The following is a 16,213-nucleotide window of genomic DNA, read 5'->3' on the forward strand; positions in this document are numbered from 1 at the left end:
TTGTTCGCAAAAAATAACCCTCGCCTTATTAGGCGAGGGTTATTTTTAACTGGAGCGATGCTATTTATGCATATGCGCAGGTTTGTCCTGATGTGCCCCGTAGAAGAGCGGCTGCTGCGGATCTGTTATTGTTCAATGTAAAAGCCGAATGAGTGCAGGTTGTCCGCATTATTGGTCATGGTTAGCGCTTCCGGCAAATCGATTTTGTCAAAGGCGTTGTAGTAAGGAGTTCCAGCAAGCAGCACAATAGCAATGGCAATAGCGAGTCTGCGCACCAACCGCTCGCTTGGGCGGCGATTGAGCTTCGCCTTCGGCAAGGTCACTCTGCTGCTGCGCTCGCCATGAATCATCCAGAGGACGGCAGCGGCGAAGCCAAGCATGGAAAGCGGAATAGTGAGCGGCATCGAATGCAGCGATACGGCGACTGATAAGGTCAGGTAAAAGATCGTTAGCGTACAGAGCGACAACAGCTGGTAGGGCAAAATGAATGCGGGCTCTGAAGCGCGATACAGCATGCGTACAGGCAATGGATCGCTGGACTTCCGTCCTGTGTTTTTCCGCATTCTGAGCAGCTTCGGCATGCTTCTGACCCACAGCAGCGCTAGTGACAGAGTCAAGATCGGTACACAGATGAGCATGCCCAAATCGTAATCCGGAGGGAGCTTGACGGCCATGGTGACGACTCCGCCCAATGCGGCTGCTGTTGGGATGGACAGCACAATTGTCCAAATTAACAAGTTTTTGGCACGCTGGTGCAGCTGCTGCTCGGATTTGCTGTAGAGCAGGGAGGAGGCCTTATTGCCGGCAATCCAAGACAACAGCAGCGCTAGGAATAAACAACCAAGCGTAAGATGAACCAAGGTGATATACAAAATAGCTTACCTCCCAGTATAATAATAACTAGATATATTTTATCGCCTGCGAGCTCCTCGCTATAACAGTCTCTGGTTCAGGTAGTACCTAGACTTTAGACGAGGGAATATCAGGAATGGTTGCTTTATACTACAAGAGTAACCGATTTGAGTCTGGAGGTGAAGAAGCTGCTCGAGCTGCATGATATTATACCGTATTTTTTCTCTGTAAGCATTATCTGCACGTTCGCTTATGCAGCGTATTTCACTTTTCATGCTGCAAGCGAGCCGTCCCGCTGGTCGAAGGACAAGGTCCATACGCCAGCACCTGAACGTATTTTGCCAACTGTTCAACGGGCTCATACCGTTGCGCTCTGGCTTGTACGAAAAGTAAAAAGAAAAGAAGCGCCTGATGGTGATCCCACAGATTGCAGCTCCTCGTTTGTGAAGCAACATCCAAACAAACGAGGAGGATATATATGTTATCTAAATATACAATGGAAATGCTTAAAAAATACCGCTTTATCCTTATTATCGGGCTGCTGCTCATCATTAGCGGCTGTGGTGCGCCGAATGGAACGATTGATTCAGCGACGCCAGGATTTTTCAACCATTACGTTGTTTTCCCCATCTCTTATTTAATTCAACACATTGCGCAGTTTTTTAACGACAGTTTTGGCATGGCGATTATTGCGATTACGTTGCTTATCCGTCTAGCCCTGCTTCCGCTTATGCTTCGCCAATCCAAGAGCCAGCAGGTGATGAAGCAGAAGATGAGCGTTATGCAGCCGCAGCTGAACCAAATTAAGGAAAAATACAAAAACGACAAATCGCCTGAAGCACAGTCGAAAATGCAGAAGGAAACGATGGCGCTGTACGGCGAGCATAAGTTTAATCCGCTTGCCATTGGCTGCCTTCCGATGCTCATTCAACTGCCAATTTTGTCAGGACTGTATTATGCGATCAAAATGACGCCGGAGCTGGCGCAGCATTCCTTCCTCTGGTTCCAACTGGGCGCGCCGGATCACATCCTGCCGTTTCTCGCCGCTGCTATCTATTATGTGCAGTTCCGCGTGTCTCAAATCGGGATTGACCCTGCCCAGCAAAAACAGATGGCGCTGCTTGGTTACATTTCACCGATCATGATGGGCATTTTCTCTTTTACCGCGCCTGCTGCTGTACCTTTGTATTGGGTTGTAGGCGGCGTGTTTATGATTTTGCAGACGATGCTTTCCAAGCGGCTTTACCCAATGCCGACAGTGCCGGCCGCTTCGGCAGTTGAGGCCGCGAAGCCAGCGCCAGTGAAATCCAAAAACAAGAAGCTGCCAGCCAAATCTTAACCCGGTTATGGAATAGACGCTCCAGAGGGCTCTCAACCCTCGGGGCGTTTGTTTTTATTTTTTTGAAGGCATAAGAAAACGGCGGGCAGAAGATTATAAGTCGAAAATCCTATAAAGCACTTTATTATGATACAATAAGTGTAAGGTTTAGTTTGGCATGCGGACAATGGAATGGAAAAAGGAGGCCTTGCACGATGATTAAGCGTTATCCTGCGAACGAGCGGAACTTTTTTGATATTGGTTGGTTGAGGGGCTCACGCAGCTTCTCGTTCGGTGATTATTATGATCCCGATAACGCTCAGTTCGGCGTCATGCGTGTATGCAACGAAGATGAGATTGCGCCGGGCCGCGGCTTCGGAGCGCATCCTCATAGCGACATGGAAATTGTCACCATTGTGTTGAAAGGCCGCCTCAAGCATGAGGATAATTTGGGCAATATGGAGGTTACCTCTGCGGGAGAAATCCAGCGAATGACAGCGGGCTCCGGCATTGTCCATGCAGAATACAATGATTCGGATACCGAAGAAGGACATTTTCTTCAACTGTGGTTTATGCCTCGCGAGCGCGGGCTGACTCCTTCCTATGAGGTGCATCGGTACGATCAGGAGAAGCTGGTCAATGCTTTTCTGCCGATTGTCACGCCGGAAGGAACGAATGGCACAGCGATGATTCATCAGGACATGTCGATTCATCTGGGCCGCGTTGAGGCAGGGAAACGTTTGTATTACAGCCAAAAGGCAGGCCGGCGTGTGTTTCTCATGCTGATTGAGGGCGCTGCCGATGTGAACAATCTTAATATGGTGGCGAAGGACAGCCTTCGTGCGGAGTTTGAACCGGAAATTCTAATCAAGGCGAAGGAAGATACATTCGTCATGCTCATTGATATGCCATAAGGACGGAAGTTTCTGCGCGAGGAGGAGAAAGCGATGAAGGAAACGTTATTAATCAAGCATGCGGTTGGAGGAAGAACCTTTGTAGATTCCAGCAAGCATGGCGTTCATTATCACATTGAGCAGGCTGCTGATTTGTGGGCGTTCACGGTCACTGTGCCGCCGGAGCTTGATTTGGCTAACCTGCTTGCGTGGAAGGAAGAACTGAACGTCTTTCTTTTCCAAGAGCATGAGGATAAGCCAACGGTCAAAATTTGGTTCTATGTACAGGAACAATCTGTCAGCTTTCAAGCTAATGAACGCAAGCTTGCGTTCAAGGCGAAGGCGATGATTGAATATATTCCACACAATTACGGCTACAAGCTGTAAAGCAGGGCCAAGGTGAAACGGCTTAAGCCGTCCTTTGGCGGCGTAGCGCGTTTCAGTCCGAGAAATATAAGCGTATTTATAGATGTAAAACTTATAAATTCTTATATTTCAAGCAAAAACGACTTCGTCGTCCTTCTGTGACGAGCGAAGAGCTTTGCCCTAGAATTCTAAGCGGATATAAGGAGCAAACGAGCAAACTTATACATGCTTAGAATTCAAGGTGAAACGGCTGTCGCCGTCCTCTGGCGGTAATGCTAACGTTTCGCGGTGAATTATAAGCTAAGTATAAAGAGAAAACTTATACTTTCTTATATTTTAATAAAATCGCTCGCTGCTGCATATACATCCTTTATGCGAATGAAGGACAGGGTGCCTTGGCTTGACTTATTCAGGCGTACCGATCAGTTGTACAACGATTCATTGCTTGGGCTCGGGCGGCTGGTAATAAATTGCGTCCAATTCCTATGTATGGAATTTCGCGAATTATCAAACGCTAGGAGCAGGAACAGGATTATCATGGCAATAGCATGTCCAATTAAAGGAGGCGTTGACGATCTATAGTCGGAAAAAGTTTCAAGAGGAAGTCCCTGAGGTCAGCACGAAAATATGGGCTTGTACGAGTGATGTTTGCAATGGCTGGATGCGTGCAAACTTTTCGTTCGAGCAGTCGCCTACTTGCCTGCAATGTAATTCTCCTATGGAAGAATCGGAGAAGATGCTGCCACAGCTCGTCAACTCCAATGATATAAATCGGGCGAAAAACAGCATACCCGTTACGGAATAAACCGAATAAATGGTGGATTCAAACAAAGGGCGCCCATTGGGCGCCCTTTGTTTGGGCAAACCGCCGAAGAGCGTCTGCTGCTGTTCATGCATTGACACCTATCGCGAGTTGTAATTATAATTGTTACATCATGAAGGGACGCAAATGGACGATAGAAATGGAGAGATAGCTCGATGAAACAACAGGTGCTGGCATCACAGCAAAAACCGGCTTCTTCGGCACGAATAGGGATGGCGCTGCTGCTTGGCGCTTTAACGGCCTTCGCTCCGTTATCCATCGATATGTATTTGCCGGCATTGCCGGAGCTGGCAAATTATTTTGGCGCGAGCACCTCCATGGCGCAGCTGAGTTTGACGGCTTGCTTGCTCGGCATTGCTGTAGGCCAGCTCATCATTGGCCCTCTTAGCGATGTTTATGGCAGGAAAAAGCCGCTTATTATTGGACTCATCGTATACGTTATAGCCTCCGTGCTATGTATCGTCGCGCCGTCAATTGAGACCTTCGTGCTGCTGCGGCTCGTTCAAGGCTTGGGCGGGGCAGCGGGAATTGTGCTATCCAGAGCGATTGTGCGGGATATGTATGAGGGGCCCGAAATGACGAAGTTTTTCGCCCTGCTTATGCTGGTGAACGGTGTAGCTCCAATCGCTGCGCCCATAGCAGGCGGCCAGCTGCTGCAATGGACGTCATGGCGCGGTGTTTTCCTCGTGCTCGGTGCGATTGGACTTGTTATGCTGCTTGCTTCATGGCTCGGGCTTAGAGAGACGCTGCAGGAGCAAAATCGATTGAAAGGCGGGCTTCAAAGTACGCTGCGTACCTTCGGCACATTAATCCGGGACCGCGTATTTATGGGCTATGCGCTTTCTCAAGGCTTTGTAACCGCGGCGATGTTTGCTTATATATCGGGCTCTCCGTTTGTACTGCAGGAGATTTTTGGCGTATCGCCGCAAATGTTCAGTTTATGCTTCGCAATCAATGGTTTGGGCATCATTATTGCCAGCCAAACCGCTGGCAGGCTTGCTGGCAAGGTCAGCGAGACGAAGCTGCTTATCGTCGGGCTAAGCATGGCATCTATTGGCGGTGTAGCGCTGCTGCTCGTCATATTAGCCGATCTCGGGCTGATTGCCGTACTCATTCCGCTATTCTTCGTCGTATCCAGCGTCGGCGTCATCCAGACGGCGAGCTTTACGCTGGCGATGCAAAGCCAAGGCAAAGCAGCCGGAAGCGCTTCGGCGCTGATCGGCTTGCTATCCTTCGTCATCGGCGCAATTGCAGCGCCGATGGTAGGTCTGGGCGGCAGCCACACGGCGCTGCCGATGGGCCTTGTTATTGCAGCATCGAGCATCCTTGCTGTGCTGTTCTATGTGTTTATGGCGCGTAGGGGGACCGCAAGTTAGCTGGAAACTCACACAAAAACGACTATCCGAGCAAGTTATCGGATAGTCGTTTTATTTTTGCCGCTATTTTTCGATTCATAGAGGGCTTGATCCGCTTCCTGGAAGCTCGTTCCTTTGGATTCGCCAGGGAGATGCTCATGCAGGCCGATGCTGACGGTGACGGAATGGTTATCCATTTCAGCGATTTTGGTCTGAGAGATGGAAACGCGAATTTCCTCCACGAGCGCAAGCGCCTTCTCCAAACTCTCTTCATGAAGGATGAGAATAAATTCCTCACCGCCATAACGGGCGGCAAAATCATCGGTTTTCAAGTGCTTCAGCAGCGTCGCCGCCATCTGCTTCAGCGTAATATCGCCAACCCAATGCCCATAGGTATCGTTGACATGCTTGAAGTTGTCGATGTCTATAATCGCTAGCTGGAAGTTGAACGGATTAGCCTCTTGGTACTCAATGAGCTTTTCCGCATATTCGTGAAACGTTTTATGGTTATAAAGATCGGTGAGCGGGTCGATTTTCGACATCCGATCCATCACGATATTTTTGATCAGCAGCTCCTGCTCTGATTTCAGCGTCCGGTTGAGCGTGACAAGCAAGCCTCTTGCCCGTTGAATAATGGCGAATCCTACTAGCGCTGTCGTAATTAGAATACCCGCGAAGAAGAAGGCGTCGAGATCTGTAAATCCTTCATCATAATAATAAGAAAAATAAATATAAAACAGGTAAAGCATCGAGACGAGCAGCGAAACAAATAAATAATACGGCCGCAAAAATAAAATCGTAATCAGCATCGGAAGCAGCAGCAAGGCGGGTGCCGTTAAAAGCTGTGCATTTAAAAAAAATAAGAAGCTCATCGTAATGAGATGAGCGCCGATAATGAGTGCTTTTTCGATAAAGCGGTTCGCATAGCGGATAATGACTTCAAGGGATACCATAACGACAAGCAGAAATATGTTTTGCGCCAGGATGTCATAAGTAAATAGTCGGTTTGTGAAAAAGGTATCTTCCGTTGAAGTATTTTGGAGAGCAAATATCGTGTATTGACAAGTAAGCGCTAGTATACATAACACCCAATACACATTGAGCATAATGCGGTACCAGCTTGATGAATCATGTCGGGGTAATGAAGATAGACTGAACATATCTGCCTCTTTTCCAAAATGGTGCCTCCGTTAGATGGCTAGCTGAATAGCTTCGACAGACCATTCCTTCTATCCTGCAAATTCGACACTTATTCATGCGAAATTTAGAGGTTTGCTGTAGAAAATTGTTTATTAAGGTAAAACGAACCTTGAAAACCCGTAAAATGGGCACAACTATTTTACGTATAAGGTATTGACAGCATTTACAAGCGGTGATAAAGTGGCAGAAGATTAAACAAATGGAAAGGAGGATTATGTCTCATGCGTAAATTTACTGTACATCTAGGAAAGAAATTTGATTTTGTAAATATGAATTTAATGAGCGTAATCCATCCGTGCGTTAATTCTCTTTGATGAATAAGGGAGCTTTCCCATAAATCAAAGGCGTATGGTTGTGTTCGATGCAGCCGTGCGCCTTTTTCAATGCTTTTCGACCCGCCAGAGGTCGGTGATGCATGTGAAGGAAGCGTATCGTGTAACCGATGCGTTTCCTTTTTTTTATGGGAAAAATAAACGTTTGGATGGATATGGGGAGGTATCAAAGCAGCGCTATGTTTATCGTACTTAAGAAGCTTGGATGGTTTTTCAAAATGGATTGGAAGCGCTACGCGATAGCGGGCGTGCTGCTGATTTTGGTTGGCGTACTGGATATTATTCCGCCTTGGATGACGGGCTATGCCATCGATGGCATTTCGCAAGGCTCACTTGCTGACAAAGAGTTTTATTTCATCATTGGCGGCTGGATTGCCATTACCATTGTAGGCTACATCATGTCCTATATTTGGTTTTATCAATTGTTTGGCGGCTCGTTCCTTCTGGAGCGCATTATGCGTTCCCAGCTGATGAAGCATTTTATGAAAATGTCGCCGACCTTCTTTGAGCGCAATCGTACTGGCGATTTGATGGCTCGGGCAACGAACGATTTGAAGGCGGTGTCGAACACAGCGGGCTTCGGCATATTGACGCTCATTGACTCGACCTTCTTTATGGTGACCATTCTCGCGGTTATGATCGCTACAATCAGCTTCAAGCTGACACTGGCTGCGCTGCTGCCACTGCCGCTTATGGCACTGGCGATGAGCTATTTCGGCGGCAAAATCCACCACCGCTTCATGGAAGCGCAGGATTCCTTCGGCGAGCTGAATGACCAGGTGCTGGAGGCAGTGTCTGGCGTGCGCGTCATTCGCGCCTTCGTACAGGAGGAAGCGAGCCAGCAGCAGTTCAGCCGCAAGACAGACGAAGTGTATGAGAAAAATATTGAGGTTGCCCGCATCGATGCGCTGTTCGAGCCAACGATGAAAATTCTCATCGGCCTCAGCTATTTAATCGGTCTATGCTATGGCGGCTACATGGTGTTCAAGAGTGAAATTACGCTGGGCGAGCTGGTTTCGTTCAATATTTACTTGGGGATGCTCATCTGGCCGATGCTTGCGATCGGAGAATTGATTAACGTTATGCAGCGGGGCAATGCTTCGCTTGATCGGGTTAACGAATCACTGAACTATAAACCGGATGTAAAGGATGCTGCAGATTTAGTCGCAGTGGATGAGCCGGAGACGATTGCATTCCGTAAGGTGACGTTCCGCTATCCTTCGTCGAAGGTCGATAATTTGGTCAATGTTTCCTTCGCGATCCGCAAAGGCCAGACGCTGGGCATTGTTGGACGCACAGGCAGCGGCAAGACGACGCTGCTCAAGCAGCTTCTGAGGGAATATCCAATTGGCAGCGGAGAGATCTCCGTCTCGAATGTGCCCATCGACAAGCTGGAAATTCAGCGCTTGCTCGGCTGGATCGGCTATGTGCCGCAGCAGCCGGTGCTGTTCTCCCGTTCGATTCGCCACAATATTTGGTTCGGGAAGAAGGGTGAGGCCAGCGATGCGGATTTGCAGCGTGCGCTGGAGCGTGCTTCCTTTGCCAAGGATATTCAGTTTTTGCCGGATGGCTTGGAAACGATGGTCGGTGAGAAGGGAGTTGCCCTTTCAGGCGGGCAGAAGCAGCGTGTGAGTATTGCGCGTGCGCTTATCGCTGATCCGGAAATTCTAATGCTCGATGATGCGCTGTCTGCCGTAGACGGCAAGACGGAGGCGGAAATTATTGAGGGCATCCGCACAGAGCGTGCGGGCAAAACAACGCTCATTACGACGCACCGCTTGTCTGCGATTCAGCATGCGGATTGGATTATCGTGCTCGATGAAGGACGTATTGTGCAGGAAGGCACGCATGAGGAGCTGCTGCGAGCGGGCGGCTGGTACAGGGAGCAATATGATCGCCAGCAGCTGGAGTCGAGTATTGAGTCCTAATAAGCAACGGACGAAAAGTGAAGGAAATGGGGGGCGCTAGGGACAATGGGCTTAACAGGTAAACGATTGTTTCAATACGCCATGCTATATAAGAAGCCGATTATTGGAGCTCTTGTGCTGCTGCTGTTAGCGGTAACCGCAGAGCTCGCAGGACCGTTCATTGCCAAGCGCATGATCGACCAAAACATACTTGGCATTGAGAAGACATGGTATGAGACGGCGAAGCAGGACAGCTTCGCGGTTGAGCATAATGGAAAATGGTACAAACGCGTGGATCACCTGTCGGCTGGAGAGCCAAAGGGTGACAGTGTGCGAATATTGCAGTCGGGAAGAACGTTTTATTGGCTTGAAGGGCAGCTGCCCTTTGAGGATGGAAAGCGCAAGGTAGAGGGTGAGCAGATGACCTTCACGAGCAAAGCGACAGGAGAGGTGGTTGCTTTTCCTGTAACCGCATTGTCTGCAAAAGAGCTGTTCGCCTTCTACAAGCCAGAGACGCCTGGCATTATAAAGCTTGCGGCGCTTTATTGCGTGCTGCTGCTCATAGGCGGATTTTTGACTTATGGCCAAAGGCTGCTGCTGCAAACGTCAGCTAACAGCATCGTCCGCCGCATGCGTAATGATGTATTCGAGCATACGCAGCGGCTACCCGTCAATTATTACGATACACTGGCCGCAGGCCAAGTCGTATCACGGATTACGAATGACACCGAAGCGGTACGGGAGCTATATGTTTCGGTATTGGCGAACTTTTTCTCGGCCATCATTTATATGTCGGCGATTTATGTGGCATTGTTCCTGCTCGACTGGCGTCTGGCGTTGTTCGCGCTGCCGCTTGTGCCGCTGCTGCTCGTGTGGATCAAGGTATATCGCCGTTACGCGGCGTATTACAATAAGGTTATTCGAGCTAAGCTGAGCGAAATTAACGGCATGATCAATGAGGCCATTCAAGGAATGCCGATCATTCAAGCTTTCCGCCGCCAGAAAGAGATGATGGAGGAGTTTGATGAGCTGAATGATCATTATTTTAAATTTCAAAACAAGCTGCTTCATTTAAACTCCATCACCTCGCATAATATGGTTCAGGTCATCCGCAACATTATGTTTCTTGTGGTCATCTGGATGTTCTGGGGCAATTGGTTCGGCACAGTGCTGCTCGTCGGTACGCTGTATGCTTTTATAGATCTCATGAACCGGATGTTCCAGCCGATCGTCGGCGTGGTGAACCAGCTCTCCAATCTGGAGACGGCACGCGTATCGGCAGAGCGCGTCTTCAAGCTGATGGATGAAGAAGGCATTGATGTTGCAACGGGCAAAATCGAGCGCTACAAGGGCGAAGTGCAGTTCAAGGACGTCACCTTCGCCTATAAAAAAGAAGATTATGTGCTCAAGAAGATTTCCTTCGTTGCTCGTCAGGGCGAGACGGTAGCGCTTGTGGGGCATACCGGCTCTGGCAAAAGCTCGATTCTCAACCTGCTGTTCCGGTTCTATGACTTAAAACAAGGCAGCATCTTAATTGATGGCCGCGATGTACGGGAAATTCCGAAGCAGCAGCTGCGCCAGCATATGGGCATCGTGCTGCAGGACCCGTTCCTGTTCACGGGAACGATCGCGTCGAACGTCAGCCTAGGCAACCCGGAAATTAGCCGGGAGCGGGTAGAGCAGGCGCTGCGCGATGTAGGCGCCTACGAGATGTTTATGCAGTTCCCCGGCGGCATCGATGCGCCGGTTATCGAGAAGGGCAGCACGCTGTCTGCGGGACAGCGCCAGCTGATTTCTTTTGCAAGGGCGCTCGCGTATGACCCGGCGATTCTGATTTTGGATGAAGCGACTGCGAGCATCGATACGGAGACGGAAGCGATTATTCAGAAGGCGCTGGATGTGCTCAAAAAAGGGCGCACGACGTTCGTTATTGCCCATCGCCTATCGACGATTCGCCAGGCCGATCAAATTTTGGTGCTGGATCATGGCGAGATCGTTGAGCGGGGCAACCATGATCAATTGATGGAGCATAGCGGCAAATACTTCGCGATGTATCAATTGCAGCTGGGAGCGCCAGTAACGGCGTAGGGCTGAAAGCTTTATTTTCAGCAAGAGTAGGGAACAGGATCGTATAGAATGCAGGGCGGAGCTGATGAGGCTCCGTCTTTTTTTGTTGAAATATAAGAATTACTTTGCCGCCAGAGGACGGCTATAGCCGTTTACGCTTGGTTTTCTGAATAAATCCTCACGATTTTCAGGTAATATTCAGCTAGGTTTATAACTGAGCTAATAATGGATGCCTATGATAGGAAATGTAAGGCAAATTCAACTGAAAGGTGGAATACAGTCATGAAGGGTACGAAAACGATCGTCGCAAGCGCAATTGCATTATCGCTGGTGGTAGGCGGAGGTGCGCTGGCTATACCGGCCATCCATGCAGCTTCAACGGATACAAGCACGCAAAGCGCCGCGGATGGAAGCGGAGCAACGCGTGAGGCAGGCAAGCACAAGGGCGGATCTTTCGGCTTTGGACAGTGGAAAACGCAGCTTGCTGAATATTTGAAGCTTGATGAAGCGACGCTGGATACGCAGCTCAAAACGCAAACGCTTGCCGAGGTCGCCTCCGCTCAGGGCGTAGACCGCGAGACGCTGAAGGCCAAGCTGGTGGAATGGATGGATGCGGCGGCTGCTGCCCGCAAAGAAAAGCTTCAAAGTGAAGATCCAGACAAAGCGTCCGATGCGACAAAAGCAGACAAGCAGTGGGATAGCTCGGCAATAGCTGATAAAATATTAGATTCAAATGGCCAAGCTGGTCTTGGCGGTGAAGGCGGCCATCGTGGCGGTGGCAAAGGCGGATTCGGCAAAGGCGGCTTCGCAAGCGAGGAAACGGCTGCCGTTCTTGGCGTGACGGTCGATGAGCTGAAAACGGAACTGAAAGCTGGAAAATCGCTCGCTGACGTCGCAGCTGCAAAAGGCGTTGATGTGCAGAAGGTCATTGATCAGAAAGTCAGCGAAGAAACAGCTAGACTGGATCAAGCACTTACAGATGGGAAGCTGACGCAGGAGCAATATGATGCGAAAATCGCTAAGCTGACGGAGCGTGTCACCCAGTTTGTTAATGGCGAGTTCACAAAGCCGGAAGGTGATGGCACGGCACGTCAGGGCAAGCATGGGAAGCGTGATACAGCAGTTGAGTCGACGGATGCAGCTGCTGATCAAACTGCTTAAGCTGACGGTATAGGAAAGCATAAGGTGTGGAAAAACATAAATGTAAGATGGAAGAAGCTGCGAGACGGTCATTTTTGGCCGCCTCGCGGCTTTTTTTGTTTGCTTTAAACGCGACGAGTCCCTATACCTCTTTTGAAAATAGCCGCTTGACGTTGTAAGGCTGATTTTGATATAGTTCTATCAGTGAACTATTTCATCATCGAACATTTTAGAGAGAAAGCATAAATGGAAAGGAGGAAGCGGGATGGTAGATCAAAAACTGTTGCTGGACATTATTGCGCGGTATGAGGCGACCTATTTTGCCGTCAATCGTCAAATAAACAGCTTGTTCCGGGAAGCGATGCCGGAGGGGCTTACGGTCGAGCAATATTCGGTGCTTCGTTATTTGCGGAAGCAGGGAAAGACGAACTCTTCCGAGCTTGCGGATACGTTTTGCGTAGGACGAAGCTCCATTACGGCACTAACGACACGTTTATTCGATAAACAGCTCATTGAACGGCAGCAGGACTCGAAGGACAGAAGGGTTACTTATTTGAAGCTTTCGCCTGCGGGCGAGCAATTGACGGATCAATCCGAAATAAAAATTCAAGAGATGCTGGCTCTGCATATTCAGCATTTTGATGAGCAGGAAGCACTGCAGTTTATTACTACCTATGAGAAGCTGGCTAAAGTTATGTCTGGCACGTACGGGATAGAAGGAGGAGAAACAGAGCAATGAAGACGGTAATAAAGCTAAGATGGGTACTCATGCTCGTATGGCTGCTTGTCACGGTCGGATTAATGGTGAGCGCGCCGAATATGGAAGGGCTCGTTCGTGAAAAGGGGCAAGTGTCTGTCCCGCAAGGGTACTCTTCCACGATTGCTGAGAAAATGATCGAGGAGATTGGCGGCAAAGAAGCGGGTAATGGCTCTTCGACCGTGCTTGTCTTCCATGATCCAGAGGGCTTATCCGATGCGGACTTGGCGGCGGCCAAGCAAGGCGTGGAGAAGCTGAAGGCTGGGAAGGAACAGTATCATATCACCTCGGTTACGACACATTTTGATACCGAAGAACTTAAAAAGCAAATGCTGTCCGAGGATGGCAAGACACTGCTGGTGCTTGTGAAGGTGGATATTTCCAGTGGTGATTTGGCCGGGATACGAGACGGACTGTACAGCGCCGTTACGGATGTTCCAGTAACGCACTACTACACGGGCGGCTGGATTATCGGTGACGATGTCGCGTCGAGCGCACAAGAGGGCTTGAAGAAGACGGAGTTTATTACCGTTGGCTTTATTTTGATTATATTATTCCTGGTGTTCCGTTCGGCCGTGGCGCCGATTGTGCCTTTGCTGACGGTGGGCTTTACCTATTTGCTGTCCCAATCCATCGTTGCCTTTCTTGTAGAATATTTTGATTTTCCGCTTTCGAATTTTACGCAAATTTTCCTCGTTGCTGTCTTATTCGGGATCGGTACGGATTATTGCATTTTGCTGATCAGCCGCTTTAAGGAAGAACTGGCGCATCGGGGCGGAGATATTCAGGAATCGATTTTGGCAACCTATAAGACAGCGGGCAAAACGGTATTGTTTTCTGGCCTTGCGGTATTTGTCGGTTTTGCCTCTATTGGCTTTTCGACCTTCGTGCTGTACCGCTCGGCGGTTGCGGTAGCGATCGGCATTGCGATTTTGCTGATTGCGTTGTTTACGATCGTTCCGTTCTTTATGTCGGTGCTTGGCGCCAAGCTGTTCTGGCCGTCGAAAGGCTCGCTTGAGCATAAGGAGAGCGGGCTCTGGGGAGCGGTTGGCAGCTTCTCGCTGCGCAAGCCGCTTTGGGCGCTCGTTGTCGTTATCGTTCTGACGGTTCCTTTTCTAGTGGCGTACAAAGGCAATGTTTCCTTTAACTCGCTCGATGAAATTGGCGACAAATACGATTCGGTGAAAGCTTTTAACCTCATTTCGGAAAGCTTCGGGCCTGGTGAATCGCTGCCTTCGACGGTTGTGGTGAAAACAGCTGTACCGATGGATACAACGGATGGGCTGGCTACCATTGAACAAATTACCCGTGAGCTTTCGAAGGTGGAAGGCGTGGCGCTTGTTCGCAGTGCGACTCGCCCAACAGGCGAAGAGCTTGTCGATCTCATGGTATCTGATCAAGTGGGCACGCTGAAGGACGGCCTCGACAAAGGCGAGGAAGGCCTTGGAAAAATAAGCAGTGGCCTTGCAGAAGCGAGCACCAAGCTGAGCGAAAATGAGCCAAAGCTTAATGAAGCAGCGGAAGGCGCAGGCAAGCTTGCTGCGGGAACGAAGGATTTGAAAAGCGGCATTGTACAGCTAGGAGATGGCTTGAAACGCATTCAGCAAGGGCTGAATGATGGCTCTGCTGGAGCAGGTGAGCTTGCTGAAGGCTTGAAGCAGGCGAAAACGAGCGCCGACCAACTGGCAGCAGCCAGCAAAGAGCTGTTGGCGAATTATGAAAAGCTGGAAGCAGGCGTAGGCCAGCTATCACAAGCCTACGGCGGCATTGCGGCTGGGCAGCAGCAGCTGGCAGGAGGGCTCGCTGATCTTCACAAAGGCATCAGCGGCTTGGGTCAGAAGTATCCTGAGCTGGCAGCCGATGCTGATTATGCGCAGGTGCTAGGCGCAGCTTCCCAGATGGAACAGACGGCGACAGTGCTCAGTGAGCAATTGACGCAAATGAATGGACAGCTGGGCGGCATTACTGATGGCCTGAAGCAGGCGAACGGGGGACTTTCCCAAGCTTCAGCTGGCCAAGGCGAGCTTGCGAAAGGCTTGGAGAAGCTGGCACAAGGCATTTCCCAGCTTCAGCAGGGTATTGCTCAGGCCGCGGCTGGCCAAGGCCAAATTGTAACGAAGGTTCCTGACATAACGAAGGGTGCTGACCAGCTGGCAAGCGGGCAATCCGATTTGCAAGCAGGCTTTGCCGATTTGAACGGTCAGCTCAGCCAGCTGACGGACGGACTTGATCAAAGCGTGGATGGCATCACGCAGGTAAGCGATGGTCTTGGGTCGGCGAAAAGCTATTTGAGCGAGCTCGGCTCCTCGCCAAACAAGCAGATGACGGGCTGGTTTATTCCAGAGGAAGCGATTGAGAAGCCGGAATTTCAGCAGGCTCTTGATGTTTATATGTCCGAAGATCGGATGAGCGCTAAATTCGATGTTATTTTTAGCGGCAACCCGTATGATATGGCGACAATGGCGAAAATCGAAGATTTGAATGCCGCAGTTGGTCGTGCGCTGCAAGGCACAGCTTATGCGCAGGCTGATTATGCGGTAGGTGGAGTGACGAGCTCCAACCATGATTTGAACAATATTTCGAATGAGGACTACTCTCGTACGATGATGCTGATGCTGGTCGGCATTACGATCATTCTGATTTTGTTGTTCCGCTCCATTGTTATGCCGCTTTATTTGATGGCATCGCTTTTGTTGACCTTCTATACGTCAATGGCGATAACAGAAGTGATTTTCGTTCGCTTGCTCGGCAACTCGGGCATCAGCTGGGCGGTTCCGTTCTTCGGTTTCGTTATGCTGGTTGCGCTGGGCATCGACTATAGCATTTTCCTAATGGACCGTTTCCGGGAGTATCGCGATCTTTCGCCGACCCAGGCGATTTTGAAAGCGATGAAGAGCATGGGCGGCGTCATTATGTCGGCTGCGATTATTCTGGGTGGTACCTTTGCGGCGATGCTGCCTTCAGGTGTAATGTCCTTGCTGCAAATCGCGACACTCGTATTATGCGGATTGTTCATGTACGCGCTCATTATGCTGCCGCTGTTCATTCCAGTCATGGTGCGCATGTTTGGCAAAGCCAACTACTGGCCGTTTATGAATGAGAGCGAGCACGAGGCTCGTTATTCAACGACGAAGGATATTTCGCATCATTCCTAAGATTAAGATATGAACCATTCACTAAGCCTTCTTATCCATTGGATAAGG

General features: G+C 49.7%; 12 protein-coding genes. 10 read left to right on the plus strand and 2 right to left on the minus strand.

Annotated elements, in window-relative coordinates; translation table 11 throughout:
- Positions 1-125: 125 nt before the first annotated feature.
- Positions 126-872, minus strand: a complete 747-nt coding sequence (locus ASF12_RS16100; protein ID WP_056036539.1) for a hypothetical protein — start codon at positions 870-872, stop codon at positions 126-128.
- A gap of 458 nt (positions 873-1,330) precedes the next feature.
- Here ASF12_RS16100 and yidC point away from each other — a divergent pair, with 458 nt between their 5' ends.
- From yidC to ASF12_RS16125, 5 genes are all read left to right on the plus strand, one after another.
- Complete coding sequence (yidC, locus tag ASF12_RS16105; protein ID WP_056036542.1) at positions 1,331-2,191, plus strand: membrane protein insertase YidC; 861 nt, start codon at positions 1,331-1,333, stop codon at positions 2,189-2,191.
- A 194-nt stretch (positions 2,192-2,385) separates the two neighbouring features.
- Positions 2,386-3,084 carry a pirin family protein gene (locus tag ASF12_RS16110; protein WP_056036544.1) on the plus strand — a complete coding sequence of 233 codons (699 nt, stop codon included), beginning with the start codon at positions 2,386-2,388 and terminating at the stop codon, positions 3,082-3,084.
- 33 nt (positions 3,085-3,117) lie between these two features.
- Positions 3,118-3,450 carry a hypothetical protein gene (locus tag ASF12_RS16115; protein WP_056036546.1) on the plus strand — a complete coding sequence of 111 codons (333 nt, stop codon included), beginning with the start codon at positions 3,118-3,120 and terminating at the stop codon, positions 3,448-3,450.
- Between the two features lie 547 nt (positions 3,451-3,997).
- Positions 3,998-4,234, plus strand: coding sequence for a cold-shock protein (locus ASF12_RS16120; RefSeq protein WP_442952533.1), 237 nt, complete (start codon positions 3,998-4,000; stop codon positions 4,232-4,234).
- A gap of 173 nt (positions 4,235-4,407) precedes the next feature.
- Positions 4,408-5,628, plus strand: coding sequence for a Bcr/CflA family multidrug efflux MFS transporter (locus tag ASF12_RS16125; protein WP_056036548.1), 1,221 nt, complete (start codon positions 4,408-4,410; stop codon positions 5,626-5,628).
- Positions 5,629-5,663: 35 nt separating this feature from the next.
- On the opposite strand, the gene ASF12_RS16130 is transcribed toward ASF12_RS16125, so the two are convergent.
- Positions 5,664-6,713 carry a GGDEF domain-containing protein gene (locus ASF12_RS16130; protein ID WP_056036550.1) on the minus strand — a complete coding sequence of 350 codons (1,050 nt, stop codon included), beginning with the start codon at positions 6,711-6,713 and terminating at the stop codon, positions 5,664-5,666.
- Between the two features lie 605 nt (positions 6,714-7,318).
- Between ASF12_RS16130 and ASF12_RS16135 the strand changes: the two genes are divergently transcribed.
- From ASF12_RS16135 to ASF12_RS16155, 5 genes are all read left to right on the plus strand, one after another.
- The gene (locus ASF12_RS16135) at positions 7,319-9,067 is read left to right on the plus strand and encodes an ABC transporter ATP-binding protein (protein ID WP_056036552.1); all 1,749 of its coding nucleotides are present in this window, start codon (positions 7,319-7,321) and stop codon (positions 9,065-9,067) included.
- 45 nt (positions 9,068-9,112) lie between these two features.
- Entirely contained in the window at positions 9,113-11,134 is a 2,022-nt protein-coding gene (locus ASF12_RS16140; protein WP_056036554.1) for an ABC transporter ATP-binding protein, read from the plus strand.
- Positions 11,135-11,395: 261 nt separating this feature from the next.
- Positions 11,396-12,274 (plus strand): hypothetical protein, encoded by an 879-nt coding sequence (locus ASF12_RS16145; RefSeq protein WP_056036555.1) that lies wholly within the window; start codon positions 11,396-11,398, stop codon positions 12,272-12,274.
- A gap of 244 nt (positions 12,275-12,518) precedes the next feature.
- Positions 12,519-12,992, plus strand: a complete 474-nt coding sequence (locus ASF12_RS16150) for a MarR family winged helix-turn-helix transcriptional regulator (protein ID WP_046231224.1) — start codon at positions 12,519-12,521, stop codon at positions 12,990-12,992.
- Positions 12,989-16,165 carry an MMPL family transporter gene (locus ASF12_RS16155; protein WP_056036557.1) on the plus strand — a complete coding sequence of 1,059 codons (3,177 nt, stop codon included), beginning with the start codon at positions 12,989-12,991 and terminating at the stop codon, positions 16,163-16,165. The genes ASF12_RS16150 and ASF12_RS16155 overlap by 4 nt, the downstream gene beginning before the upstream one ends.
- The last annotated feature ends 48 nt before the right edge of the window (positions 16,166-16,213 follow it).

Origin of the sequence: Paenibacillus sp. Leaf72 (assembly GCF_001422685.1) — a bacterium.
Classification (GTDB): Bacteria; Bacillota; Bacilli; order Paenibacillales; family Paenibacillaceae; genus Pristimantibacillus.

Bases quoted from the DNA above. Each gene is read 5' to 3' on its own strand.
- yidC (WP_056036542.1), top strand. From the start codon at position 1,331: ATGTTATCTAAATATACAATGGAAATGCTTAAAAAATACCGCTTTATC.
- ASF12_RS16110 (WP_056036544.1), top strand. From the start codon at position 2,386: ATGATTAAGCGTTATCCTGCGAACGAGCGGAACTTTTTTGATATTGGT.
- ASF12_RS16115 (WP_056036546.1), top strand. From the start codon at position 3,118: ATGAAGGAAACGTTATTAATCAAGCATGCGGTTGGAGGAAGAACCTTT.
- ASF12_RS16125 (WP_056036548.1), top strand. From the start codon at position 4,408: ATGAAACAACAGGTGCTGGCATCACAGCAAAAACCGGCTTCTTCGGCA.
- ASF12_RS16130 (WP_056036550.1), bottom strand. From the start codon at position 6,713: ATGCTCAATGTGTATTGGGTGTTATGTATACTAGCGCTTACTTGTCAA.
- ASF12_RS16135 (WP_056036552.1), top strand. From the start codon at position 7,319: ATGTTTATCGTACTTAAGAAGCTTGGATGGTTTTTCAAAATGGATTGG.
- ASF12_RS16140 (WP_056036554.1), top strand. From the start codon at position 9,113: ATGGGCTTAACAGGTAAACGATTGTTTCAATACGCCATGCTATATAAG.
- ASF12_RS16145 (WP_056036555.1), top strand. From the start codon at position 11,396: ATGAAGGGTACGAAAACGATCGTCGCAAGCGCAATTGCATTATCGCTG.
- ASF12_RS16150 (WP_046231224.1), top strand. From the start codon at position 12,519: ATGGTAGATCAAAAACTGTTGCTGGACATTATTGCGCGGTATGAGGCG.
- ASF12_RS16155 (WP_056036557.1), top strand. From the start codon at position 12,989: ATGAAGACGGTAATAAAGCTAAGATGGGTACTCATGCTCGTATGGCTG.